Consider the following 23913-nt stretch of genomic DNA (forward strand, 5'->3'; position numbering starts at 1 on the left):
TTTCCTGCCACGCGGAGGGGGCGCTCAGGCCCCGCGCACGGCCCGGACCCGGGCCACCACGTCCACCACGCACAGCACGGCGGCCGTGGTGAGGACCACGGCGGCCGTCACCCAGACGCCCAGTACGCGCGTCAGCTCGACCGGCGCCACGAGCAGGCCGCCGGTGGAGGGCTCCGTGTCCAGCCCCCGCGCCAGACACAGCCCGGCGGCCACGAGCAGCAGGACCGCGACGACCGCGGTCACCAGCGCACGACGCCCCGTGGGTGGGGCGCCGCTGCGCTCCGTCTCCGCCCGGTTCACGACGACGGCTCGCGCTCGGCGAGCACCGACGACAGCGCGGCGTGCAGGCCGTCGGCGTCGCGGGCCCAGGCGGCGCGGCGGGTGCCGTCGTCCATCGTCACCACGACGGCGCCGAGGTGGCGCAGCACCGACGGGTGGTCGCCGAACGGCTTGATGCCGAACCGGCCGCTGCCGTCGGGCGGGCGGACGCCGACCAGACGCTCGAGCGGGACGACCTCCTCGCCCTGGACCAGCTCGGTGTCGGTCACCCGCACCTTCAGCAGGCGCCGCCGGACCCGCACGATCAGCGCGATCGGGGCGAGCAGCACCGCGCCGATGACCACCCACGCCCAGGGGGTCGCCCCGCCGGGGGCGAGCCGGTCGAGGAACGGGCCCCCGACGGCCACGACCGGCCCGATCAGGACGGGCCACCAGGGTGCACCCGCCTCGGCGAAGCGCACCGGGCCGCCCGCCGTGGCCGGGCTCCGCTCCGCTGCGTCTCCCCCGGCCATCACGCGAACCAGGTGCGCGCCGCCGGCAGGTGCAGCAGCAACGCCCCGGCGGCGAACGCGACGAAGTACACGCCGCCGACGCCGAGGAACGTGAGCTGGACGAGGCCCGCGACGGCGAGCACCACGCCGATCGCGGTCAACGTCGCCCGGGCGGGCCGGGAGCGGGCCGCGAGCCCGCGCGTGGCCCACAGCGTCGCGGCGCCGAGCGCGGCCAGCACGACCGCGGTGAGCACCAGCGAGCCGACCCCGGTGTTCGGGTCGGCGTTCCCGACGGCGAGCGCGATCAGGAACAGCACGGCGGTGCCCACGAGGAGCACCCCGAGCACGGCCCAGAGCACCAGCGCCACCGTGACGATCGTGGGGCGGTGCGGCTCCTCGCGGGGCGGGGTGACCTCACGCACGTGCTCGCTCATGTCGCGCTCAACGATCGAGCCGGGTCGCCAGTTCGGTCGCCCAGTAGGTCAGGACGATGTCGGCGCCGGCGCGGCGGATGCCGGTGATGCTCTCCAGGATCGTCCGGTCGCGGTCGATCCAGCCCCGCTCGGCGGCGGCGGAGATCATCGCGTACTCGCCGGACACCTGGTAGGCGGCGACCGGGACGTCGGAGAGCTCGGCGACCGAGCGCAGCACGTCCAGGTAGGCCATGGCCGGCTTGACCATCACCATGTCCGCGCCCTCGGCCAGGTCCAGCGTCGTCTCCCGCAGCGCCTCGCGGGCGTTGGCCGGGTCCTGCTGGTAGGTCCGGCGGTCGCCCGTCAGCTGCGAGTCGACCGCCTCGCGGAACGGGCCGTAGAACGCGCTGGCGTACTTCGCGGAGTAGGCGAGGATCGCGGTGTCGGTGTGGCCGGCCGCGTCGAGGGCGGAGCGGATCCGCCCGACCTGGCCGTCCATCATCCCGCTCGGCGCGACGACGTGGGCGCCGGCGTCGGCCTGCGCCACCGCCATCTCGGCGTAGACCTCGAGGGTCGCGTCGTTGTCCACCGTGCCGTCGGGCGCGAGCACGCCGCAGTGGCCGTGGTCGGTGAACTCGTCGAGGCACGTGTCGGCCATGACCGGGAGGGCGTCGCCGACCTCCTCGCGGACCTCGCGGAGTCCGACGTTGAGGATGCCGTCGGGGTCGACGGCGCCGGAGCCGGTCGCGTCGTGCCGCGCGGGCACGCCGAACAGCATGATCCCGCCGAGGCCCGCAGCGGCGGCCTCGGCGGCCGCCTTCCGCAGGGTCTCGCGGGTGTGCTGCACGACGCCGGGCATCGAGCTGATCGGCTTCGGCGCGTCCAGCCCCTCGGCGACGAACACCGGCAGCACCAGGTGCCGCGGGCGGACGTCGGTCTCGGAGACCAACCGGCGCAGCGCCGGGGTGGTGCGCAGCCGCCGCGGGCGGTCGGTGGGGTACATGGTCACCGCCGGCGCGCCTTCGTCTTGCGCGGCGGCGGCAGCGCGCCCTCCGCACGCAGCTTGTCCGCGTGCGCGGCGAGCGCCTCCACCAGCGCCGGGACCTCGGCGACGTCCGGCTTGACGTCGACCCGCAGGCCGAACTCGACGGCGGTCTCGGCCGTCTTCGGGCCGATGCACGCGACGATCGTGCGGGCGTGCGGCTTGCCGGCGATGCCGACCAGGTTGCGCACCGTGGAGGACGAGGTGAAGCACACCGCGTCGAAGCCACCGGTCTTGATGGCCTCGCGGGTCGGCGCGGGCGGCGGCGCGGCACGCACCGTGCGGTACGCGGTGACGTCGTCGATCTCCCAGCCGCGCGCCTGCAGGCCCTCGGCGAGGGTCTCGGTGGCGATGTCGGCCCGCGGGAGCAGGACCCGGTCCACCGGGTCGAGCACGTCGTCGTGCGGCGGGAAGATCTCGAGCAGGCCCTCGGAGGACTGCTCGGTCTGCTCGGCCGGCACCAGCTCGGGGTGCACGCCGAAGGCGCGGATCGCCGAGGCGGTGGCCTCGCCGACGCAGGCGATCTTCACGCCGGAGAAGGCGCGGGCGTCGAGGCCGAACTCCTGGAACTTCTCCCAGACGGCGCGGACGGCGTTCTGCGAGGTGAACACCACCCACTGATAGCGCCCGTCGACCAGGCCCTTCACCGCGCGCTCCATCTGCGCGGGCGAGCGCGGCGGCTCCACCGCGATCGTCGGGACCTCCTCCGGCACCGCGCCGTGGACGCGCAGCCGGTCACTCATGGCGCCCGCCTGGTCCTTGGTGCGGGGCACCAGCACGCGCCACCCGTAGAGCGAGCGCGACTCCCACCACGACAGCGCGGCGCGGTCGCCCGCGGCCTCGCCGATCGTCAGGGTCAGCGGGCCCTCCAGGTCGGCGCCGTCGGCCGCGAGCTTCTCCACCGTCGAGGTGACGGTCTTCTGCTTCGACTCGGTGCCCTGCGAGGTGACCAGGGCCGCGGTGTCGGGCTTCCAGCCGTTCTCCACGAGCGACGCCGACGTCGACGCGAGGTCGGCGGCGGTCGCCGTGAGCACGAGCGGCCCGGGTGCGACGGCGAGCGTGGTCCAGTCGAGCCCGCCGCGGACGTCCGCCGCGGTGTGGGCGGAGCCGAGCGCGACCCCGGCGTAGGCCGGGACGGCGGTGCTCGCGGGCATGCCGGGGACGACGTCGAAGGGGACGCCCGCCGTCGCGACGGCCTTGACCTCGGTGATCACGGACTCGCGGGTCAGCGGGTCCCCGCCGACGAGGCGGACCACGGAGTCGCCCTCGCGGGCGCGGGTCACGAGGTGCTCGGCCAGCGCGGCCGGGTCCTCCGGCAGCGGCGCGGCGATCTCGGCGCCCTCGGCGAGGGAACCCGCGGCGTCGTCGCCCAGCGGCGACACCTCCGCGTCGGCCCCGACGCGGCGCACCGTCACGGTGCTCTCGGGTCGGTCCGCGTCGAGCGACGCGACGATCTCGTCCGGCACGCCCGGGTCCGCCACGACGTACGTCGCGGAGGACAGCGCCTCGCGAGCCCGGACGGTGAGCAGGCCGGGGTCACCGGGCCCGCTGCCGACGAAGGCGACCCGGCCGGCGGTGGTGGAGGGGGGTGCGGTCATGTCGTTGTCTCGTCCTTATCCGTCTTCTTCACTGCGTCGGGGGGCTCACGGCGACGGCGCGCCGCGCGGCTCCGCCCCGTCGGCGAGCAGCTCGGCGGCCAGGGACCGCCCGATCTGCTCGGCATCCTTCGTCTCCCCGGTGGCCGAGTTGCGCACCGGCGCACCCTCGGCCGTGGTGGCGAACGCGCGCAGGGACAGCCTCTCCACGATGCGTCCGTCGTCGTCCAGATCCTCGACGATGTCGGCGAGTGCACCGATCGGGGCGCTGCACGGTGATCCGAGCTCCTGCAGGACCGCCCGTTCGGCCGACACCGCGGTGAACGTCGCCTCGTCGTGCAGCGTCGACCGCAGGAAGGTCTCGAGGTCGGTGTCGGCCGCGCGACACTCCACGGCCAGCGCGCCCTGGGACGGGGCGGGCAGCATCTGCAGCGGGTCGAGGACCTCGGTGGCCTCCCCCGCGCGCCCGATCCGGGCCAGGCCCGCCCGGGCGAGGATGACGCCGTCGACCTCGCCGTCGGTGACCTTGCGGATGCGGGTCTCCACGTTGCCGCGGATGCCCACCACCTCGAGGCCGAGGCCGAGCGCGTGCAGCTGCGCGGTGCGCCGCGGCGACCCGGTGCCGATGACCGAGCCCGGGGGCAGCTCGCCCAGCACCATCTGGTCCCGGGCGATCAGGACGTCCCGCGGGTCGGCCCGCTCGGGCACCGCCGCGAGCACGACCCCGGACAGACCCGCCGTCGGGAGATCCTTGTAGGAGTGCACGGCCACGTCGATGCGCCCGTCGAGCAGCGCGTCCCGCAGGGCCGAGGTGAAGACCCCGACCCCCGAGCCGGCGAGCGGGATGTTCGCGGCCTGCGTGGCGTCGCCGTCGGTGGCCACGTGGACGATCTCGACGGTGGCCCCGGCCGCCGTCAGCGCGTCGGCGACGGTCTGGGTCTGGGTCCGGGCGAGCAGGCTCGCCCGGGTCCCGATCCGGACGGTGCCGAGGTCGGCGGGGCTCATCGCTGCGCCGCCTCTCCCGCGCTCCGGGCCGCGAGGGCCTGGTCGACCTCGGCCCCCTCCAGGTGCGAGGACTCACCCGTGACGACGTCGGGTGCGGTCACGATCTCGGCGACCGGCCCCGACGCGACGGCGGCGGGCGCCTGCGGGTCGAGCTCGAACAGCTCGCGCAGCGCCTCGGCGTAGGTGTCCCCGCCCGGGGACTGCGCGAGGCGCTTCACCTGCACGGTCGGGGTGTGCAGGAGCTTGTCCACGACGCGGCGGACGGTCTTCGCGACCTCGCCGCGCACGTCGGCCTCGAGGCCCGGCAGGCGTCCGTCGAGGCGCAGCAGCTCGGCGTCGACCACCTCGGCCGCGCGGCGGCGCAGGGCGGTGACGGTGGGGGTGACCTCGGCGGAGCGCTGCGCCGCGAGGTAGCTGCGCACCTCCTCGGCGACGAGGGCGCGGGTGGTCTCGACGGCGTGCCCGGCGGCCGCGTCGCGCAGCCGCACGCCCAGCGTCGCGAGGTCGACCAGCGTCACGCCCGGCAGGGCGGCGACCTCCGGCGCGACGTCGCGCGGCAGGCCCAGGTCGCAGACGACGAGCGCGCGGTCGGTCCGCGTGCGGGCGGTGCGGACGGTGTCCAGGTCGACGACCGTGCCGACGGCCCCGGTGGACACCATCACGACGTCGGCGGAGGCGAGCGCCGCGCCCAGCTCCTCGAGGCCGACGGCGCGGGCGGGCGTGCCCTCCGCGGCCGTGATCTCGGCGAGCCGCTCCGCGCGCTCGGGGGTCCGGTTGGCGACGACGACCTCGCCGATCCCGCGGCGGCGCAGGGCGGCGGCGGACAGGCCGCCCATCGAGCCCGAGCCGACGACGAGGGCGCGGCGGCCGACGAGGCTGCCCAGGGCGGCCTCGGCGTCGTCGAGGGCCTCGGTGACGACGGACGCGCCCGCCGCGTCGATGCCGGTCTCGCTCTGCACGCGCTTGCCGACCCGCAGCGCCTGCTGGGCGACCTCGTGCAGGACGGTGCCCACGGTGCCGAGCTCGCGCGCCGCGGAGTAGGCCGTACGCAGCTGGCCGAGGATCTGGGCCTCGCCGACGACCATCGAGTCGAGGCCGGCGGCGACGGAGAACAGGTGCTCGACCGCGGACCCCGCGTAGTGCACGTACAGGTGGTCGGTCAGCGCCGACACCTCGGTCTGCGCGTGGCGCGCGAGGACACCGGAGACCTCGGTCAACCCGCCGTGGAACGTCTCGACGACCGCGTAGATCTCGATGCGGTTGCACGTCGAGAGCACCACGGCCTCGGAGACGTGCTCACCGCTGATGAGCTCGTCGAGGACCTTCGCCGTGTCCTCGCCGGAGATCGCGACCTGCTCCAGCACCGACACCGGCGCCGTGCGGTGCGACACACCCACGAGCAACAGACTCATCGGAACACCTTTCCCGTCGCTTCGCGGCCGGCGGCCGCCGCGCTGCCGTCGTGGCGGGAGACGTGGAACGCCAGGATCTGCATCTCCACCGCCAGGTCGACCTTGCGCACCTCGACGCCCGCGGGGACGGACAGCACGGCCGGGGCGAAGTTCAGGATGCTGGGCACCCCGGCCGACACCAGCGCGTCGCAGACCTGCTGCGCCGCACCCGCGGGTGTCGCGATCACCCCGATGGTCACCCCTCGGGAGGCACACACGCGGGGGATCTGCGCCACGTCGAGCACCTCCACCCCGCCGATCGTCGTCCCGACGAGGTCCGGGTCGACGTCGAACAGCGCCGCCACCCCGAATCCTCGCTGGGCGAACCCGCCGTAGCCCGCGAGCGCGTGTCCGAGGTTCCCCACCCCGACCAGCGCCACCGCGTGCGAGCGGGTGAGCCCGAGCACGCTCTCCACCTGTTCGGTCAGGCGGGAGACGTCGTAGCCGACCCCGCGCACCCCGGACGAGCCGATGTGCGAGAGGTCCTTGCGCAGCTTCGCGGCGTTCACCCCGGCCGCCGCCGCCAGCACGTCCGAGGACACCGTGCGGACGCCCTGGGCGAGCATCTCGGTGAGCACCCGCAGGTAGACGGCGAGCCGCGCGACCGTGGCCTGCGGGATGCGCTCGGGGTCGACGCGCGTCAGGGAGGGGCGAGCAGGGCGGGACACGCCCCCGTCCACCGTCACGCCGGGAGCCTCCCTGCCCGCACCACATGCACCGCTCGTCGTCACCGAATCAACACCCACGAGGGTACCGCTCGTGAACGCACGCACAAAGTCGCTGGTCAGGCGCCTCAGACCGCGGTGACCGCGACAGTGTGCCAGCCCGTGGCGCCGTCCGGGATCGAGAGGGCCTCCGCGCCCGTCTGCACCGCGCCCGAGCGGTCGGTGGCCCGCACCCGCAGCTGGTGCGGCCCCGGCGCGAGGGTGAGCGGCAGCCGCCACATCCGCCAGGAGTCGACGCTCGGCTCGACGGCGAGCTCGGCGGGCTGCCACGGGCCGTCGTCGACCGCGACCTCGACCGCGGCGATCCCGGTGTGCTGCGCCCACGCGACGCCCGCGGCCACCGTGCGGCCCGCCGGCACGGTGGCGGCGTCGCGGGGCACGTCGATGCGCGAGGACGTCTTGACCGGACCGAACTTCCCCCAGCCCCGCTGCTCCCAGTAGGAGGTGAACGCCGCGAACGTGGTCACCTCGATGTCGGTGATCCACTTCGTGGCGGACACGTAGCCGTAGAGCCCCGGGACCACCATGCGCACCGGGAACCCGTGCTCGACCGGCAGCGGCGCGTCGTCGAGCCCGATCGCGAGCATCGCGTTGCGGCCGTCGGTGAGCGGGCCGAGCGGGGTGTTGCAGTTCCAGCCGTCGGCCGAGGTCGAGGCGATCTGCTCGGCACCGGGCCGCACGCCCGCGAGGGCCAGCACGTCGCGGACGGGGACGCCGAGCCACCGGCCGTTGGAGATCAGCGAGCCGCCCACCTCGTTGGACACGCAGGTCAGCGTCACCGGCGCCTCGATCAGGCGCATCGACCGCAGCTGGTCGAACGTCAGCGTCACCTCGCGGTCGACCAGGCCGTGGACGCGCAGCGACCAGTCGGCGGTGGAGAGCCGCGGCACGGAGAGCGCGGTGTCGATCCGGTAGAAGTCGGCGGGTGCGGTCAGCCAGGACGGCGTGCCGTCGGCGACGAAGTCCGCGCCCGCCGGCACCGGCGCCGGGCCGGCGGGAGCCGGCGGGAGGGTCACCGAGGCCGGGCCCGCCGCGCCCGCGGTGACGACGCGCCCGACCGTGCCCGCCGCGAGCGCCCCGACGGCGGTCAGACCCGCCGTCGTCAGGAACCGCTTGCGACTGACCGCGCCCGCCCCCGCGTCCGGTGCGGCCGGCACTCGCACCGCGAGCCCGTGCAGCAGGCGCCAGACCCCGATGCCCACGAGGACGGCGACCCCGGGCGGCACGAGGTCGAACGGCGCGAAGGTGGGCGCGGTGACCGTCGCGATCAGCGCGAGCAGACCCATCGCGACGACGAGCACGAGGCCGGGGCGCTCGTCGCGGCGGGAGAGGAGCCCGGCGAGCACGGTGATCGCGACGATCACCGCGACCATCCCGACGAGCAGCGCCACCTTGTCGTAGGTGCCGAACCACGCGATGGCCGTCTCCTTCAGCCACTCCGGCGTGAGACGGATCGCCCCCTGCCCGACGGCCAGGAACGGCGACGCGGCGGGGGACACCAACGCGGCGACGAGCTCGCCTACGCCGATCGACGCACCGACGGCGAGCACGGCGGCCGCGACGCGCCGGCCACGCCCGCGGTCCGGCACCGCCTCGTCCGACGCCGTCGGCCGGTCGGCGGTGGGGATCGCCATGGGGACTCCTGTCGTTCGCGGGCGGCCGCTGCGATTCGGTTGCCCACGGTCGGACGGTTCACCCCCGCCCGTCCCGACGACGGGTCACGCCGTCAGCGCGTCGAGCCCCAGGGGCGCACCGGCCGCGCTCGGCGTCGCGCCCGTGGGCCGGCCGAGCAGGAAGGAGGCCGTCGCCCCGTGCATCGCGGCGACCGGCGCGAGGGTGGCCGCGAGCGCCGCGGCCCCCGGATCGGTGAACTCGGCCGCCCGCGCGGTCACGGTGCCGCCCACCATCGCCTCCACGTCGACCGCGAGCGTGAGCAGGTCGGTGGGTGCGGCGGCCCGGCCGAGTGCCGCCCGCCGCTCGCTCTCCACCGTCAGCGGGATCCCGCTCACCGCCGGCCGCCCGGCCGCGGTCAGCAGCGCGTTCCACGCGGCGGCGTGCTCGGTGTGCTGCGCGCCCGCCCCGGCCAGGAACGCCGTGACCACCCCCGGCACCTGGCCGAGCCGGCCGTCCCCGGCCGCGAGCACCGCGCCGGAGTAGAGGCTCGCGGCGAGCGCGGAGGTGGCTGCGCACAGCGCGACCGCCCGCTGGTCGCCGACGTAGGGGACGCGGGTGGTCGTCGTGGTGGTGGGCGCCGGCGAGCCGGGCGGCGCCGACGGGGCGGCCGCGGGCGGCGCGTCGGAACAGGCGGCCAGGGCACCGGCACCGAGCAGGCCGACCGCGGAACCCAGCAACACCCGTCGTCGGGACAGCATCAGTTGCCCTCCTCGGGCGGCGCGGCCTTCGCCGTCGGGAAGCGGGTGTCGGGGAAGCCGACCGTGCCGACCCCGCCGGGTAGCGACGCCAGGTCCGGCGGCGCGACCACGAGGTCGGCGCGGCCCGCCGAGAGCAGCGAGTTGACCACCAGCAGGGTCGCCTTGCGCGCCGCGGCCGCCGACCCGAGGCGCAGCGCCAGGGCCCGCAGCGCGGGCGTGGACAGCGCGGCGGCGTCGGCGACCAACGTCTGCGCGAGGACGTCCTCGAGGGTGAGGACCAGCCCGACGACGTCGGCCGGGGTCCGCACGGTGGGCAGCGCCGCGTCGACGACCGAGCCGTAGGCCGGGTCCGGCGCCGTCTGCGCCCGGCCGCCCGCACCGGTGGTCGCCGACGTCAGGGCGGACCGCGCGTCCCCGAGCTCCACGACCGCGGCGGCCAGCAGGTCGCGCACCACCGGCACGGCCGTGGCGCCGCCGCCCGCGGGGTTGGTCTGCAGGGTCCGGTAGGTCGACTGCGCGAGGACGACGAGCGAGGTCGCGGTGCGCAGCGCGGGGACGTCCCCGGTCGCGGTCTGGGCGGGGGTCACGCGAGCGCCCGGCGCAGGTCGTCGGGCTCGAGCCGCCAGGAGGCCAGTTCCTCGCCGTCGACGAGGACCACCGGGATCCGGTCGCCGAACTCCCCGCGCAGCTCCGGGTCGGACGCGGCGGCCTCCACGTCCACCGTCTCCCAGTCCTCCCCCACCTGCTCGCAGACGGCGCGGACCACGAGCGCCATCCGGTCGCAGGTCCGACAGTCCGCACGCACCAGCACCGTCACCCGGACGGTGTCGGACGACTCTCCGACCGACTGTGACAACCCGGATCCCTCCTGCTCGCGTGCGGAGGAGTCTGGCAGACCCGTACCGACCGCCGACGGCGTGGTCGGGACCTCTCACCGCAGGTCAAGGGCATGTCAACGAGCCCGCGTCGGGTGGGTGGCGCTCCGGTGACGAGGGCCTCCGCGCCGCACGTATGCTCCGTCCCCAGCGTGGTCACGGGATGGTCTCGGTCGACAGGACCGGACGGCCCGGGACACACCGGTGGAAGCGAGTGGTCGTCCAGCGAGGGAGAACGCCTTGTCCGCTGTCGTCGGCGTCGGCGTGACGACGGGGCCCGTGTCGGCCCCCGTCGCGCCCGCGGCCAGCGATGGTCGAGCTCCGCTGCGCCTCGTCCCCGGGGCCCCGCTGCGCTCCGCCGGGACCGACGGTCCAGCTCCGCTCCACGGCGGCTCCGGCGGAGCGCGATGACGGCTCGCGCCGGTGGGAACCCGCCCGAGCCCGGCCCCGGGCGCCGCGACCGCGTCGTGCGCCCCGGCCGCGCGCTGACCGACACCCCGCCCGAGCCGCTGGGCGCCTTCGCGGGCGGCCCGCCGGAGCAGGGGTTCGCCACGCCGTACCCGGAGCAGCGCGGCCGCGACGGCGGCCGACCCGCTCCCGGGCCGCACCCGATGGACCACCCGTCGCACCCGGACCTGCCCCGCATCAGCGGGCACCCGGGTCCCGTGCGCCAGGCGCCGCCGCCGCCCGGACCCGCGCCGGTGCGTCCCGCACCCGGGCAGCCGCTGCCCCCGCCGCCTCCCCCGCCGCGCCCCGGAGCGGGCGGCCCGCCCGTCGCCGGGAACGGCGTGCACCCGGGGGCGCCCACCGGACCCGTGCCGGTGCCGCAGCCCGCGCCCGCCACCGCGCCGCTCCCGGCCCCGGCCGAACCGGTCGGCGACGGCCCGGAGGCCGAGGACGAGGTCGACCAGTCCGAGCTGGACCAGGCCGGCCTCGACGAGGCCGACGAGTCGGTCGCCGACGGCTGGGCGCTCGTGCGCGCCACCCAGGAGGGTGACGTCGAGGCGTTCGGCACCCTGTTCGACCGGTACCACGACGTGGTCTTCCGCTTCGTCTTCTACCGCCTGGGCGACCGCGGCGTCGCCGAGGACCTCACGCAGGAGACGTTCGTCCGGGCCTTCCGGCGCATCTCCTCGGTGAGCTACCAGGGCCGGGACATCGGGGCGTGGTTCGTCACGATCGCCCGCAACCTGGTCCTCGACCACGTGAAGTCGAGCCGCTACCGCCTCGAGCAGGCCACCCCGGAGATCACCGACGTCGCGCCCGACCAGCACCGGCCCGGCCCGGAGAGCGAGGTCATCGCCGGCGCCACCCACGAGGAGCTCCTGCGCTGCGTCGCCAAGCTCGGCGACGACCAGCAGGAATGCATCACCCTCCGGTTCCTCCAGGGACTCTCCGTGTCGGAGACGGCGCACATCATGGGGCGCAACGAGGGCGCGGTGAAGGCGCTGCAGCACCGGGCGGTGCGCCGCCTCGCTCAACTGCTCCCCGAGGGTTTGCGGTGAGTGACACCGATGTAGTTCCACCCGTCGGCGTGGAGGACGTAACCGGTCGCCTATCCGGTCGTTCCGATAGACGACGGGTACAGCACGTGCCGGAGGGCACGGGCGCACGATGAGGACGGACGACATGTCGAGCGGTCGCGACGGGGCAGACGAGCGGTTCGCCGCTGCCTGGGACGAGCAGGTCCGCGCACGCGGTACCGGCCGTCCGGCGCAGACCACACCGCCGTTCAGCGATCCAGCGCGCGGCGGTAACGATTCAGGGGTCCCCGGACGAAACCGAGCCGTGGACACCGACCTCGCCGACGATCTCCGGATCGCCGACCTGCTCCGCGACGTCGCGGCGGCCACCCCCGGTCCCGACGCCGCGGCCTCCGCCCGGATGCGGGCCTCCGTGATGGCCGCGATCACCGAGCAGGCGCCGTCGGACGCCGGGACGACCCGCACGGTCGCCGCGACCGACGCTCCCGCCCGGCCCTCGCACGGACGCCGCCGCGCCGACCGCCGCGGGGCGACCCGGCCGGCCGACCGCCGTCCCGGCTCCGCCTCCGGTTCGACCGGACCCGCCCGCTCCGCGATGCGTCGGCTGATGTCGACGACCGTCGCCGGCGTGGCCTGCATCCTGGCCCTCGGCGCCCTCACGGTCCTGCTCTCCCGCGGCTCGCTGCCCGGCGACATGCTCTACGGGCTCAAGCGGGCGTCGGAGTCGGCCGAGATCGGCCTGACCTCGGGCCAGGAGGCCAAGGGGCAGAAGCACCTCGACATCGCCGCACTCCGGCTCGACGAGATCCAGGAGCTGATCCAGCGCGACGCGGCCACCGCCGCCGGGCCCCGCCCGACCGCCGCCGGCCTCGACGACTCGGACGCCGCCCTCGTCGCGGACAACCTGCGTGCCTTCGACCAGCAGGCCCGCACCGGCTCGAAGCTCCTGCTCGGCCTGGTCAACCGCCCCTCGGGGCCGTCGGCGAGCACGCTCACCCAGTGGGCCGCGAAGCAGCAGCAGACGTTCGACTCGTTCTCGCCGTCGCTCTCCCCCGAGGGTCGTGAGCAGGCCGCCTCGTCGCAGCGCCTGCTCACGCAGCTGCAGGACCGCGCCGCGGCCTTCGAGTCGGACCCGTCGTGCAGCACCGCGTCCGCCGACGAGCTCGGCCCGCTCCCCTCGGACACCTGCCGCAACGCCCGCTCGGGTGCCGCGAGCACCACGGCCGCCCCGGAGACGTCGTCCTCGACGCCGTCGTCGACCACCCGGACGACGACCTCGACCGAGCCGACCACCACCACGACCTCGGGCACGGACTCCACCCGCGCCTCGAGCTCGTCGTCGGAGGGCACCCAGGCCCCGACGAGCACGCCCGCGCCGGTCAACGTGCCGCTGCCGGTCCCGGGGCTCCCGAAGGTCGAGCTGCCCCCGCTGCTGCCCGGCCTCCCGGGTCTGTCGATCGGCTGACGAGCGGCACGCCCGTCCCGCTCCACTAGGGTTGCCGGAGGACGTCCGGCATGTGAGCGGGAGGGTGCAGGCGGTGGGACGACGGCGTGACCGCCAGGCCTCGGACGACGCGGACGACGCGTTCGAGGCCCTGGATCCCTCCTCGCTCGCGGCCTCGGGCATCGAGGACGGCGGGGCCGCCCGCGACGCCGGGGCCGCGGCCGCCGCGGCCGCGGACACCGAGGGCCCGACGACGCCGAGCGTCCCCCCGGACCTCACGGCCGCCGCGTTCTTCGACGTCGACAACACGATGATGATGGGCGCATCGATCTTCCACTTCGCACGCGGACTCGCGGCGCGGAACTTCTTCTCCGGCGCCGACCTGCGCGGCTTCGTGTGGCAGCAGGTCAAGTTCCGCCTCGGCGGGGAGGGCACCCCCGAGGACATCCGGCAGCACCGCGAGGCGGCGCTGTCCTTCGTCGCGGGACGTGAGGTGTCCGAGCTCGTCGAGCTGGGCGAGGAGATCTACGACGAGCTGATGGCCGACCGCATCTGGGAGGGCACCCGCGCGCTCGCCCAGATGCACCTGGACGCGGGCCAACGGGTCTGGCTGGTCACCGCCACCCCGCTCGAGCTCGCCGGGATCATCGCGCGCCGGCTGGGCCTCACGGGCGCGCTCGGGACCGTCGCGGAGCACGAGGACGGCGTCTACACCGGGCGGCTCGTGGGCGAGCTGCTGCACGGGCCCGCGAAGGCGCACGCCGTCCGGGCGCTCGCCGCCCGCGAGGGGCTCGACCTGCGCCGCTGCTCGGCCTACTCGGACTCCATCAACGACGCGCCGATGCTGTCGGTCGTCGGCACCGCCGTCGCCGTGAACCCCGACGCCGAGCTCCGGGCCCTGGCGCGCAAGAAGGGGTGGGAGATCCGCGACTTCCGCTCCGGCCGCAAGGTCGCCCGGATCGGGGTCCCGTCCGTCCTCGGGGCGGGCGCCGTGGCCGGGGCGGTCGCCGCCGGGGCCGCCTACCGCCGACGCGGCTAGCGCCTTCCCGACGGCGGGTCGGTGCCGGTCCGCGGGCGTCGCCTCCCGCGTCGAGTGGCACACCACGCGGGTCCCGGGCCGCCCGGACCTGCCCCACGTGCCACTCGCGATCAGCCGCGGATGACGACCGTCCCCGCCGCGTGGTCGCCGACCCGCTGGCGGTGCCGGGAGCACAGCATCACGATCAGCCCGACGAGGCCTCCGGCGATCGTGTCCACGACCAGCAGCAGCGCGCGGCCGAGGTGCTGACCGAACGAGGCCGGCTCACCGTCCCGGCGCACGATCTTGAGCCCGAGCGCCATCATCAGCAGGGTGCGGCCCGTCCAGAACGGGATGAGCACGAACGCGACGAACCCCAGCACGACCAGCGCGACGAACCCGACCGTCGAAGGACCGGGCCCTCCGGGCCCCACCATCCGGAACCCGAGGGAGCCGCTACGCCCCACCTCGAAGCCCGCCGCCGGCACGATCCGCCCCAGGAGCCACCCGACGCCCGCGAGCACGGCGCCCAGCACGAACAGGTCGAGGAAGTACTGCACGATCCGTCGCACCGTCACGCGCGTGGCGCGCTCGTCGACCGGCCCACCGACGATCCCTGACGTGGTCACAGGCGAGGACTGCCCCGACCCGTCGTCGGGAACGCGGACCCGCGTATCCCCGGTCCGGGTGACGCGATCTACCCCAGGAACGCGTTCCGGCGCCCCGAGAGGAGCCGGTAGAGCGTCTGCTGGATGTTCTCCCGGACCTGGTCGGTCAGGTTGAACACGAGCATCGGGTCGTCGGCGGCACCGGGCTCGAACTCGTCGGTCCGGATGGGCTCGCCGAACTCGATGTACCACTTCGACGGGAGCGGCACGAGACCGAGCGGGCCCAGCAGCGGCCAGGTCGGCGTGATCGGGAAGTACGGCACCCCGAGCAGGCGGGCGAGCGGGCCGAGGTCGCCGATCTTCGGGTAGATCTCCTCCGCGCCGACGATGGAGCACGGGATGATCGGGACGCCGGTGCGCAGCGCGGCCGACACGAACCCGCCGCGGCCGAAGCGCTGCAGCTTGTAGCGGTCGGCGTAGGCCTTGCCGATGCCCTTGAACCCCTCCGGCCACACCCCGACGAGCTCGCCGTCGCCCAGCAGGGCCTCGGCGTCGGGGTTGCAGGCGAGCGTGTGGCCGGCCTTGCGGGCGAGCGCCCCGGCCCCGGGCAGGCCGAAGACCAGGTCGGCGGCCAGCATGCGCAGGTTGCGGGGGGTCGGGAGGTCGTCGTGGGTGGCGACCACCGTCATCAGCGCGTCCAGCGGCAACGTCCCGGAGTGGTTGGCCACCAGCAGCGCGCCGCCCTCGGCGGGCACGTTCTCCACGCCGATCGTCTCCACCCGGAACCAGCGCTCGTAGAGCGGCCGGAGGGTGGGGAGGATGACGTTCTCGTTGAGGTCGGGGTCGAAGCCGAACTCGTCCACCGTGTAGCGGCCCGCGAGCCGGCGCCGCAGGAACGCCGCGACCTCGGTGACCGTGCGTTCCAGCTCGGACGGCGCCGCGGGGACCGGCAGGTTCGCGGGCGGCGGCTCCTCCGCCACCGGGGGCTCCGGCGGGGTCTCCACCGGCGGTGGGGTGAGGCTGCGTCGGCGCGGCGTCGGCCGGGGTCGCGGCCGCCCGCCCGGGCCGTGCAGCGGGATGACGTCCGCCTCGCCCATCGGGTCGTTCCTCCTGCTGCTCACGAGCGATTCCCCTAGCGCACCGGTGCGAGGGCGGGCTGGTCCGGCGCGGCCTCGAGCTGGACCGCCGCACCCCGGTGACCGGGGAGGTAGTGCGCGGCACCGCGGACGACGGACTCGCCGACGTTCACGATGCGGTCGGTGTCGACGACGGGGCGCAGTGCCCGGCCGGCGACGAAGTCGTCGAACGCCTGCACCGTCGTCCACCGCGGCTCGAACCCGAACTCGGTCTTGAGCTTGGTGGTGTCGACGACGCGGCCGTAGTTGAGCAGGCGCATCTGCTCGGGCGAGAAGTCCACGAGCCGGGCCCGCCGCGTGATCCGGCCGACCCACGGCACCAGCGGCTCCGGGATCGGCAGCGCCACGCGACCGGCCCGCCGGATCGCCTGCGAGAGCATCAGCACGCCGTCGGCGCCGACGTTGAACACGCCGGGCAGGTCGTTCGTCGTGGCCCGCTCGAGCACCGCGACCGCGTCCTCGTGGTGCAGCAGCTGCACCCGGGCGTCGAAGCCCAGCACCATCGGCACGACGGGCAGCGAGAAGTAGTGCGCGAACGCCGTGTCGGCGCGCGGGCCGATGAAGTTCACGAACCGCAGCGTGGTCACCGGGATGTCGGGCCGCCGGCGGGAGAAGCTGCGGACGTAGCCCTCGATCTCCACCGCGTCCTTGGCGTACCCGCCGGGCGGGAGCGCCTTCGGCTCGGTGGCCTCGGTGAAGGTCGCCGGGTCGCGCTTGCTGGCGCCGTAGACGCTCGTCGTCGAGCGGACGACGAGCCGGCCCACGGTGTCCGACTTCTGGCACGCCGCGAGGAGCTGCATCGTCCCGATGACGTTCATCTCCATCATCATCGAGCGCCCGCCGGAGGCCGACGGGTGCCCGGACAACGACGCGTGCACCACCGTGTCGACCTTGGCGGTGCTGATGACCTTGCCGATCAGCGGGTTCCGGATGTCGACGCGGACGAACTCCGCGCGACCCATCCGACGGCGCATGTCGCGGCTCGGCGGGGTGGTGTCCACCCCGAGCACGCGGTCGATCGACGGGTCCGCCGCCAGCCGTGCCGCCAGGTCGCCGCCGAGTTGGCGGCTCACGCCGGTGACGAGGACGACGGACGGCGGCATGGCTCTCCCGGACGGGGCTGGCGGTGTCGGACGCGACCCTCGGCTCAGCCCCGGCCGGGACCGATCACTTGCCGAGCTTGCGACGCTGCACGCGGGTCTTGCGGAGAAGCTTACGGTGCTTCTTCTTCGACATCCGCTTACGACGCTTCTTGATGACCGAGCCCATACGGGTTCCCTTTCGCTACTGCCTGGGATGGAGATCCGGAGCGCCAGGCCCCGGAGCGCAAGGCTCCACCGTACCGGTGACCCGGGCGGCCGTGATGCACCGCCCGGGTCCCGGGGTCCTAGCCGGCGTCGATGTACGAGCCCCGGAGGTACTCGTGGACGGCCTCCTCCGGCACACGGAAGCTGCGGCCGACGCGAACCGCCGGCAGCTCTCCGTTGTGCACCAGTCGGTACACCGTCATCTTCGACACCCGCATGGTGGCGGCGACCTCGGCCACGGTCAGGAACTGCACCCGCGAGAGGTCACCCTCGTCCCTCCGCCCAGCGGCGGCGGCGTTCTGCGGCATGGTGGACCGCCTTCCGAGCACCCGTCGTGCCGCCGGTCTTCCCCTCCGGCGGTTCGACACGCACGTGCTGATCGGAGAGTAGCGAGACGCATGTGACGGATGAATCGCTCGACGTGATGGTGCGGTGGCCGTGCCGCCCTGCGCGTCAAGCGCACACGCCGCACGCCGGGCGCACGGCCCGTTCACGACGAGCGGTCGTTCCCGTACGCCGAACCCAGTGCCTGCGACCGGTCACGGCACGCCTCGACCGCATCCGCGAACGCCGCACGCAGGCCGTGCGCCTCGAGGACCCGCAGGGCCTGGGCCGTCGTGCCCCCCGGGGAGGTCACCGCCTCCCGCAGCAGCGACGGGTGGTTGCCGGGCTCGGTGAGCAGCCCGCCCGCCCCGTCGACGGTGGCCGTGACCAGCTCGGTCGCCGTCGGGCGCGGGAGGCCGAGCGCGACGCCCGCCTCGATCATCGCCTCCGCCACGAGGAACAGGTAGGCGGGCCCGGAGCCGGACAGGGCGGTCGCGGCGTCCTGCTGGGACTCCGGCACGCGCACCGTGCGCCCGACGTGGCGCAGCAGGTCCTCGGCCGCGTCGAGCGCGGCGTCGTCGGCGTGCGCGCCGGGCGAGAGGACGCACATCGCGCGACCCACCAGCATCGGCGTGTTCGGCATGACCCGCACCACCGGTGTCCCCGCGGGCAGCCAGGCCTCCAGCGCCGTCGTCGGGATGCCCGCCGCGAGGGAGACGACGAGGCGCTCCCGCCCGGACCCCACCGCACCCAGCGCGCCCTGCACGTCCTGCGGCTTCACCGCGACGACGAGCACGTCCGCCCGCGCCGCGGCGTCGGCCGCGTCGGTCGCGGTGATCCCGAGGCGCTGCGTCAGGTCCTGCGCCCGCGCGGTGTCGCGCTCCACGACCAACAGCGACCCGGCGTCGTGCCCCGCCGCCAGCAGCCCGCCCAGCAGGGCCTCGCCGATCCGTCCCCCACCCAGCACCGCCACCACGGTCGTCGTCATGGCTCCGCAGTCTTCCCGACGGCGGGTGTGGTCCGGTCGGCCCCACGGGTCCGGCGCGCACCGTGGCGACCTGCTGACACCGGACGTCAGCCGTGGGCCACCGCTGACACCGGCGGGACCCGCCCTCAGGCCCGCGGACGCGGTGTGCGCGAGCCGAGGTGCAGCCGGGCGAACAGCAGCGACTCGGCGAGCGCGTCGAGGCGCTCGTTGCGGGTGCGGGCGCGACGGGTCGAGATCTCGACGACCACCGTCCCGTCGTACCCGGTGAGCGCCAGCCGCCGCAGCACGTCGGCGCACGGCTGGGTCCCACGGCCGGGGACGAGGTGCTCGTCGTGGCTCTCCCCCGTGCCGTCGGCGAGGTGCAGGTGCACCAGCCGGTCACCCATGCGCTCGAGCAGCGCGAACGCGTCGTCGCCGGCGACGGCGGTGTGCGAGAGGTCGAGGGTGTAGTGCCGGGCGCCGGGGATCGTCGGGTCGTGGCCCGGCGTGTAGCTGGACACCCGGACGCGGCCCCGGCGCAGCGGGAACATGTTCTCCATGGCGACGCGCACCCCGTGCGCGCGCTCCAGCTCGTCGATCTGGCGCACGAGGCCCGCGGCGTAGCGGCGCTGCCAGCGGAACGGCGGGTGCAGCACCACCGTGGGCGCGCCGAGCCCGGCCGCGAGCACGACGCTGCGTCGCAGCCGTTCCGCGGGGTCGGCGCCCCACACCCGCTGGGTGATCGCGAGGCAGGGCGCGTGCACGGCGAGGACCGGCATCCCGGTGCGCTCGGAGTGCCGGGCCACCGTGCGCAGCTGCCGGGACTCGGGCTCGTTCCACACCATCAGCTCGACGCCGTCGTAGCCGAGCTCGGCGGCCGCGTCGAACCCGGCCGACATCGGCTCGGGGTAGACCGACGCCGTGGACAGCGCGACGGGGACCTGCGGACCGTCCGGGAGGCTCAACGAGCGAGGAGGACGAACGCGGCCGGTGACACGGTGACGACGAGACCGACGACGATCGCGAGCGCCATCGTCTGCAGGTCGTCCGACCGGCGCATGGCCCGGACCCCGAACACGAGCCCGCCGGTCGCGGCGGCCGCGAGCACCAGGGCGATGACGGGCTGGGACTGCCACAGGTAGGAGAAGCCGATCCAGAGCAGCGCGCCGAGAACGGCGCCGACCACGAGCTGCGCGGCGATCACCGCCCACTCCTTGGCGGACGGCCGCTCGGCGGGCTCGTCGTCGTACTCGTCGTCCCAGTCGTCGTCGTCCAGGTCGTCGGCGTCGAGATCGCGGTCCCGGCCGAGACCGGCCGGCGCGTCGGCGCGCGTCGCGTCCGGGCGGGCGGCGGGCGAGGCGGCCGTGGGCGGGCCGCCGTCGGCGTCGGGCCGGGGTGTCGCCGTGGTCGGTGCGGACGCGGCGCGGGCCGCGGCCGGCTGCGCCTGCGTGGGCTGCGCCTGCGTCGACGCGGCCGGCTGCGCGGTGGTCGGCGCCTCGGGGGACGACGGGGCGGCCGGGCGCGAGGCCGGGGTCACCGTCGTCGGGGCGATCGCGGCGGCCGGGCCGGAGGGCATGGACGGCGGCGCGGACGGCGTCCAGGACGGCGGCGGGCTCGCCGGCTGCGGACCGGAGCCCGCGGGCGGGCCGGCCTGGCGCGGGACGCCCGAGGGCTGGCCGTAGGCGGACGGGGCCGGCGACGGGGCGTACCCGTAGGACGACGCGCCGCCGTACCCGCCGTAGGGCTCCTGCTGGTAGGGCTCCGGCGCGTACGACTGCTCGGGCGCGCGGTCGGCGTAGGACGACGACCCGTACCCGGGCGATCCGTACGACGACGAGCCGTAGCCGGCGGCCCCGTACGACGACGATCCGTAGGACGAGCCCGACGAGGACCCGTAGGACGATGAGCCGTAGGGGGACGAGCCGTAGGGGTCGGCCCCGTATCCCGGGCCGGCCTGCCCGTAGCCGTTCGCGCCGTACCCGTCGTCGTAGGCCGAGCCGTAGCCGCCCGAGGCGTACCCCGACGAGTAGCCGCCCGAGGAGTAGCCGGGCTCCGGGGCGTAACCGGACGAGCCGGACGAGCCGTAGCCGGCGTCGTACGAGGCGGAGCCGTACCCGTCGTCGTAGGAGGCGCTGCGGCCGTACCCGCCGTCGTAGGAGGACCCGTACGACGAGCCGTACGCGCGGTCCGGCGTGCCGTACCCGGTGTCGCCGTAGGGGTCCTGCGACGGCGGCTCGGGGGGCGGGGCGGGCGACGCCGAGCGCGACTCGGCGCCGTAGGCGGCGAGCAGCTCCGCCACACTGCGCTGAGAGCCCCGCGGAGGGGGACCGTCGGTCGTCATCGGTGTCACCGTGCCGTGGTCGGGGTCGGTCGTCCAGTCGCAGCAGGACGACCGGTGGTGTACGTCCCGTCAGCGGCGAAGGGGCCGCCCTCCAGCGGGACCTGGTCGAGCCGGCCGAGGATCACGCCTTCACGCAGAGCCCACGGGCACACCTCGACCTCCTCGAGGCCGAGGGCGTCCATCGCCCCGCGGGCGACGACCGCGCCGGCCACGAGCTGGTGGGCCCGGGAGGCGCTGACGCCCTCGAGCTCGGCGAGGTCCGCGGAGTCCATGCGGCTGATGAAGGCGACGACCTGGCGGAGCCCGGCCACCGTCAGCCGCCGCTCGACCCGCGGCCCGGCCGATCGCGGCGCCGCGCCGGTCAGCCGCGCGAGCGAGCGGAAGGTCTTGGACGTGACGACGGCGCGGTCCGGGGTCCCGCCGTCGAGCAGCGCGGCCGCCGCGGGCGCCACGGTGTCGTGCACGTACTCGGCGAGCGCGCGGGTCTCCTTGCGGTCCGGCGGGTCCGCGGTGAACCAGTCACGGGTGAGGCGCCCGGCCCCGAGCGGCAGGGACAGCGCGACGTCGGGCCGCTCGTCGCGCCCGACCGCCATCTCCAGCGAGCCCCCGCCGATGTCCAGGGAGAGCAGGCGCCCGGCCGACCAGCCGAACCAGCGGCGGACGGCGAGGAAGGTCAGCGCGGCCTCGTCGGGCCCGGTGAGGACCTGGAGGTCGACGCCGGTCTCGTCGCGCACCCGCGCGAGGACCGCGTCGGAGTTGTCGGCGTCGCGCACCGCGGAGGTGGCGAACGCCAGCAGGTCGTCGCAGCCGAGGGCGCGGGCCTCGCGGCGGGCCTCCGCGACCGCGGACACGAGCGCGTCCGCGCCCTTGCGCGAGAGCTGGCCGCCGACGACGTGCTCGGCGAGGCGCAGCGCCGTCTTCGTCGAGGACTGCGGTGTCGGGTGCGCACCCCGGTGCGCATCGACCACGAGGAGGTGAACGGTGTTCGACCCCACGTCGAGAACCCCGAGACGCACGCGACCAGCCTAGACGGTGTTCCGGGTCACCCGACCGGTGGTCGAGATCCGCGGCGTCCGGTCTCCCGTCAGGCGTCCAGCTTGTAGCCCAGGCCGCGCACCGTCAGCAGGTGCCGCGGCTGCGAGGGCTCCGGCTCCAGCTTGGCGCGCAGGCGCTTGATGTGGACGTCGAGGGTCTTGGTGTCGCCCACGTAGTCCGCGCCCCACACCCGGTCGATGAGCTGCGCGCGGGTGAGCACCCGGCCGACGTTGCGCATCAGGTACTCGAGCAGGTCGAACTCCTTGAGCGGCAGCGCGACCTCGGTCGCCACCCCGCCGCTGTCGACCGTCACCACGTGCCGCCCGACGTCCATCCGCACCGGGCCCGCCTCGAGGACCTGGCGGTCCGAGCCGCCCGACCCGCCGTCGGGAACGCCCTCGGCACTCTCGCCGCGGCGCAGGACCGCGCGGACCCGCGCGATGAGCTCGCGGGCCGAGTAGGGCTTGGTGACGTAGTCGTCGGCGCCGAGCTCGAGGCCCACGACCTTGTCGATCTCCGCGTCGCGCGCCGTCACCATGATCACCGGGACGGACGAGCGCTGGCGCAGCGCCTTGCAGACGTCGGTGCCGCTCATCCCGGGCAGCATCAGGTCGAGCAGCACGATGTCCGCGCCGTGCCGCTCGAAGTCCTCGAGGGCCGCCGCGCCGGTGCCGGCGACGCTCGCCTCGAAGCCCTCCTTGCGCAGGAGGTAGGCCAGCGGGTCGGCGAAGGACTCCTCGTCCTCCACGATCAGCACCCTGGTCATCGGTCACCTCTGCTCGTCGGTTCCAGCACGGACGTTCCGTTCCGGTGGTGGTGCGGGGGCTCGTTCCCGACGACGGCCGGGGCCGGCTCGGGGGTCTCGGGCGCGGGGGCGGGCAGGCGCAGCGTGAAGGTGGAGCCCACGCCGGGCTCGCTCCACAGGCGCACCTCGCCGCCGTGGTTCGCGGCGACGTGCTTGACGATCGCGAGCCCGAGGCCGGTGCCGCCGGTGGCGCGCGACCGGGCCGGGTCGACGCGGAAGAACCGCTCGAAGACCCGTTCCTGGTGCTCGGGGGCGATGCCGATGCCGCGGTCGGTCACCGAGATCTCGATCCGGTCGCCGACCGCCCGGCGGCGCACGGAGACCGTGGACCCCGGCGAGGAGTAGGCGATCGCGTTCTCCAGCAGGTTCGCCAGCGCGGTCACCAGCAGCGTCGAGCTGCCCGCGACCTCCAGGCCCTTCGGCGCGTCGAGGGTGAGGTCGGTGCCGGCCGCCTCCGCGGAGGTGCGCACGCGGGCGACGGCCTCGCGGACCACGTCGTCGACCTCGACCGGGTCCAGCTCGGGCAGCGGGTCGCCGCCCTGCAGCCGGGAGAGCTCGATCAGCTCGGTGACCAGCGATCCGAGGCGCCGCGACTCGTGGAGGATCTTGGTGGTGAAGCGGGTGACCTCGGCCGGGTCGTCCGCGTCGAGCGCCGCCTCGGCCAGCACCGCCATGGCGCCGACGGGCGTCTTGAGCTCGTGGCCGACGTTGGCGACGAAGTCGCGCCGCACGGCCTCGAGGCGCACCGCGGCGGAGGTGTCGGAGGCCTCGACCACCACGAAGCCGTCCCCGAGCGGGCCCAGCCGCGCGATGACCGACTGCGGGGCCCGCCGTGACGCCACCGGCGGCGACAGGTCGATCTCGGCGGTGCCGCCCTGCTCGGCGATCCGCTCGGCGGCGGCCGCGACCCGGCCGTCCGGGCGGGCGTCGACCACCGCGCCCAGGACCTCGGCGCGGTCGTTGGAGAGCACCACGTCGCCGAACCGGTTGATCACCGCGAGCCCGGCGTGCGACCGGCGCACGATGCGCGCGAGCAGCTCGGCGACGGTCGGACCGGCCGCGACGACCGCGGCGCGCCGGCTGCGGGCCTTCCACCGCACCCCGGCGGCGCCGACGACGACGCCCACGACCGCCGCGAGGACGACGGCCAGGACGGTCACGGACGCCGGCACGGCCACGGGGGCGATGGTAGGGCC

Annotated in this window: 26 protein-coding genes; 3 read left to right on the forward strand and 23 right to left on the reverse strand. The window is 75.4% G+C overall.

Annotated features, from left to right (window positions below; all coding sequences use genetic code 11):
- Positions 1–24 precede the first annotated feature (24 nt).
- The 12 genes from LN037_RS02485 to LN037_RS02540 all read right to left on the reverse strand — a co-directional run bounded on the left by LN037_RS02485 (position 25) and on the right by LN037_RS02540 (position 10190).
- Positions 25–243 (reverse strand): hypothetical protein, encoded by a 219-nt coding sequence (locus tag LN037_RS02485; protein ID WP_230749530.1) that lies wholly within the window; start codon positions 241–243, stop codon positions 25–27.
- Positions 244–296: 53 nt separating this feature from the next.
- On the reverse strand, positions 297–791 hold the full coding sequence (gene mce1N / locus LN037_RS02490) for a transport-regulating membrane protein Mce1N (protein WP_230749532.1): 495 nt from the start codon (positions 789–791) through the stop codon (positions 297–299).
- Entirely contained in the window at positions 791–1204 is a 414-nt protein-coding gene (locus LN037_RS02495) for a DUF7937 domain-containing protein (RefSeq protein WP_230749534.1), read from the reverse strand. Before LN037_RS02495 ends, mce1N begins: the two co-directional genes overlap by 1 nt.
- Positions 1205–1211: 7 nt before the next feature.
- A complete protein-coding gene (hemB, locus tag LN037_RS02500; protein ID WP_230750359.1) occupies positions 1212–2186 on the reverse strand; it encodes a porphobilinogen synthase in 975 nt (324 codons plus the stop codon).
- 2 nt (positions 2187–2188) lie between these two features.
- Positions 2189–3823 carry a bifunctional uroporphyrinogen-III C-methyltransferase/uroporphyrinogen-III synthase gene (locus LN037_RS02505; protein WP_230749536.1) on the reverse strand — a complete coding sequence of 545 codons (1635 nt, stop codon included), beginning with the start codon at positions 3821–3823 and terminating at the stop codon, positions 2189–2191.
- A 45-nt stretch (positions 3824–3868) separates the two neighbouring features.
- Complete coding sequence (gene hemC / locus LN037_RS02510) at positions 3869–4825, reverse strand: hydroxymethylbilane synthase (RefSeq protein ID WP_230749538.1); 957 nt, start codon at positions 4823–4825, stop codon at positions 3869–3871.
- Positions 4822–6237 carry a glutamyl-tRNA reductase gene (locus LN037_RS02515; RefSeq protein ID WP_230749540.1) on the reverse strand — a complete coding sequence of 472 codons (1416 nt, stop codon included), beginning with the start codon at positions 6235–6237 and terminating at the stop codon, positions 4822–4824. Before LN037_RS02515 ends, hemC begins: the two co-directional genes overlap by 4 nt.
- Positions 6234–6962, reverse strand: coding sequence for a redox-sensing transcriptional repressor Rex (locus LN037_RS02520; RefSeq protein WP_372460354.1), 729 nt, complete (start codon positions 6960–6962; stop codon positions 6234–6236). The genes LN037_RS02515 and LN037_RS02520 overlap by 4 nt, the downstream gene beginning before the upstream one ends.
- Positions 6963–7069: 107 nt before the next feature.
- Positions 7070–8635, reverse strand: coding sequence for a molybdopterin-dependent oxidoreductase (locus LN037_RS02525; RefSeq protein WP_230749542.1), 1566 nt, complete (start codon positions 8633–8635; stop codon positions 7070–7072).
- Between the two features lie 84 nt (positions 8636–8719).
- Positions 8720–9373 (reverse strand): ferritin-like domain-containing protein, encoded by a 654-nt coding sequence (locus tag LN037_RS02530; RefSeq protein WP_230749544.1) that lies wholly within the window; start codon positions 9371–9373, stop codon positions 8720–8722.
- Positions 9373–9960: a hypothetical protein gene (locus LN037_RS02535; RefSeq protein WP_230749546.1), complete on the reverse strand. Its 588-nt coding sequence runs from the start codon at positions 9958–9960 to the stop codon at positions 9373–9375. The genes LN037_RS02530 and LN037_RS02535 overlap by 1 nt, the downstream gene beginning before the upstream one ends.
- Complete coding sequence (locus tag LN037_RS02540) at positions 9957–10190, reverse strand: glutaredoxin family protein (protein WP_230749548.1); 234 nt, start codon at positions 10188–10190, stop codon at positions 9957–9959. Before LN037_RS02540 ends, LN037_RS02535 begins: the two co-directional genes overlap by 4 nt.
- A gap of 879 nt (positions 10191–11069) precedes the next feature.
- Here LN037_RS02540 and LN037_RS02545 point away from each other — a divergent pair.
- From LN037_RS02545 to LN037_RS02555, 3 genes are all read left to right on the forward strand, one after another.
- Positions 11070–11753 carry a sigma-70 family RNA polymerase sigma factor gene (locus LN037_RS02545; RefSeq protein WP_372460376.1) on the forward strand — a complete coding sequence of 228 codons (684 nt, stop codon included), beginning with the start codon at positions 11070–11072 and terminating at the stop codon, positions 11751–11753.
- A 283-nt stretch (positions 11754–12036) separates the two neighbouring features.
- Positions 12037–13197, forward strand: a complete 1161-nt coding sequence (locus LN037_RS02550; protein ID WP_230749550.1) for a DUF5667 domain-containing protein — start codon at positions 12037–12039, stop codon at positions 13195–13197.
- A gap of 64 nt (positions 13198–13261) precedes the next feature.
- Complete coding sequence (locus tag LN037_RS02555; protein WP_230750365.1) at positions 13262–14215, forward strand: HAD family hydrolase; 954 nt, start codon at positions 13262–13264, stop codon at positions 14213–14215.
- 110 nt (positions 14216–14325) lie between these two features.
- Here the strand turns inward: LN037_RS02555 and LN037_RS02560 are convergent, their stop codons facing one another.
- The 11 genes from LN037_RS02560 to LN037_RS02610 form a co-directional block, all read right to left on the reverse strand.
- Positions 14326–14823, reverse strand: a complete 498-nt coding sequence (locus tag LN037_RS02560; protein ID WP_230749552.1) for an RDD family protein — start codon at positions 14821–14823, stop codon at positions 14326–14328.
- A 68-nt stretch (positions 14824–14891) separates the two neighbouring features.
- Complete coding sequence (locus tag LN037_RS02565) at positions 14892–15899, reverse strand: lysophospholipid acyltransferase family protein (RefSeq protein ID WP_230750367.1); 1008 nt, start codon at positions 15897–15899, stop codon at positions 14892–14894.
- 35 nt (positions 15900–15934) lie between these two features.
- Entirely contained in the window at positions 15935–17041 is a 1107-nt protein-coding gene (locus LN037_RS02570; protein WP_230749554.1) for an NAD-dependent epimerase/dehydratase family protein, read from the reverse strand.
- Between the two features lie 64 nt (positions 17042–17105).
- Entirely contained in the window at positions 17106–17207 is a 102-nt protein-coding gene (locus LN037_RS02575; protein ID WP_010241351.1) for a 30S ribosomal protein bS22, read from the reverse strand.
- Positions 17208–17325: 118 nt separating this feature from the next.
- Entirely contained in the window at positions 17326–17553 is a 228-nt protein-coding gene (locus LN037_RS02580) for a helix-turn-helix domain-containing protein (RefSeq protein WP_230749556.1), read from the reverse strand.
- Positions 17554–17735: 182 nt separating this feature from the next.
- Positions 17736–18557, reverse strand: a complete 822-nt coding sequence (gene proC, locus LN037_RS02585; protein ID WP_230749558.1) for a pyrroline-5-carboxylate reductase — start codon at positions 18555–18557, stop codon at positions 17736–17738.
- A gap of 125 nt (positions 18558–18682) precedes the next feature.
- On the reverse strand, positions 18683–19501 hold the full coding sequence (locus LN037_RS02590) for a sugar phosphate isomerase/epimerase family protein (protein WP_230749560.1): 819 nt from the start codon (positions 19499–19501) through the stop codon (positions 18683–18685).
- A complete protein-coding gene (locus LN037_RS02595) occupies positions 19498–20877 on the reverse strand; it encodes an Rv0497 family membrane protein (RefSeq protein ID WP_230749562.1) in 1380 nt (459 codons plus the stop codon). The genes LN037_RS02590 and LN037_RS02595 overlap by 4 nt, the downstream gene beginning before the upstream one ends.
- Positions 20878–20882: 5 nt before the next feature.
- Positions 20883–21893: a Ppx/GppA family phosphatase gene (locus LN037_RS02600; RefSeq protein ID WP_230749564.1), complete on the reverse strand. Its 1011-nt coding sequence runs from the start codon at positions 21891–21893 to the stop codon at positions 20883–20885.
- A gap of 68 nt (positions 21894–21961) precedes the next feature.
- Positions 21962–22678: a response regulator transcription factor gene (locus LN037_RS02605; protein ID WP_230749566.1), complete on the reverse strand. Its 717-nt coding sequence runs from the start codon at positions 22676–22678 to the stop codon at positions 21962–21964.
- Complete coding sequence (locus LN037_RS02610; RefSeq protein ID WP_230749568.1) at positions 22675–23895, reverse strand: sensor histidine kinase; 1221 nt, start codon at positions 23893–23895, stop codon at positions 22675–22677. Before LN037_RS02610 ends, LN037_RS02605 begins: the two co-directional genes overlap by 4 nt.
- Between the last annotated feature and the right edge of the window lie 18 nt (positions 23896–23913).

Source organism: Actinomycetospora soli, assembly GCF_021026295.1.
Taxonomy (GTDB): Bacteria; Actinomycetota; Actinomycetes; order Mycobacteriales; family Pseudonocardiaceae; genus Actinomycetospora; species Actinomycetospora soli.

Coding starts and splice junctions, on each gene's coding strand:
- mce1N (WP_230749532.1), bottom strand. CDS start 791: ATGGCCGGGGGAGACGCAGCGGAGCGGAGCCCGGCCACGGCGGGCGGC.
- LN037_RS02495 (WP_230749534.1), bottom strand. CDS start 1,204: ATGAGCGAGCACGTGCGTGAGGTCACCCCGCCCCGCGAGGAGCCGCAC.
- hemB (WP_230750359.1), bottom strand. CDS start 2,186: ATGTACCCCACCGACCGCCCGCGGCGGCTGCGCACCACCCCGGCGCTG.
- LN037_RS02505 (WP_230749536.1), bottom strand. CDS start 3,823: ATGACCGCACCCCCCTCCACCACCGCCGGCCGGGTCGCCTTCGTCGGC.
- hemC (WP_230749538.1), bottom strand. CDS start 4,825: ATGAGCCCCGCCGACCTCGGCACCGTCCGGATCGGGACCCGGGCGAGC.
- LN037_RS02515 (WP_230749540.1), bottom strand. CDS start 6,237: ATGAGTCTGTTGCTCGTGGGTGTGTCGCACCGCACGGCGCCGGTGTCG.
- LN037_RS02525 (WP_230749542.1), bottom strand. CDS start 8,635: ATGGCGATCCCCACCGCCGACCGGCCGACGGCGTCGGACGAGGCGGTG.
- LN037_RS02530 (WP_230749544.1), bottom strand. CDS start 9,373: ATGCTGTCCCGACGACGGGTGTTGCTGGGTTCCGCGGTCGGCCTGCTC.
- LN037_RS02565 (WP_230750367.1), bottom strand. CDS start 15,899: ATGGGCGAGGCGGACGTCATCCCGCTGCACGGCCCGGGCGGGCGGCCG.
- LN037_RS02570 (WP_230749554.1), bottom strand. CDS start 17,041: ATGCCGCCGTCCGTCGTCCTCGTCACCGGCGTGAGCCGCCAACTCGGC.
- LN037_RS02575 (WP_010241351.1), bottom strand. CDS start 17,207: ATGGGCTCGGTCATCAAGAAGCGTCGTAAGCGGATGTCGAAGAAGAAG.
- LN037_RS02580 (WP_230749556.1), bottom strand. CDS start 17,553: ATGCCGCAGAACGCCGCCGCCGCTGGGCGGAGGGACGAGGGTGACCTC.
- proC (WP_230749558.1), bottom strand. CDS start 18,557: ATGACGACGACCGTGGTGGCGGTGCTGGGTGGGGGACGGATCGGCGAG.
- LN037_RS02595 (WP_230749562.1), bottom strand. CDS start 20,877: ATGACGACCGACGGTCCCCCTCCGCGGGGCTCTCAGCGCAGTGTGGCG.
- LN037_RS02605 (WP_230749566.1), bottom strand. CDS start 22,678: ATGACCAGGGTGCTGATCGTGGAGGACGAGGAGTCCTTCGCCGACCCG.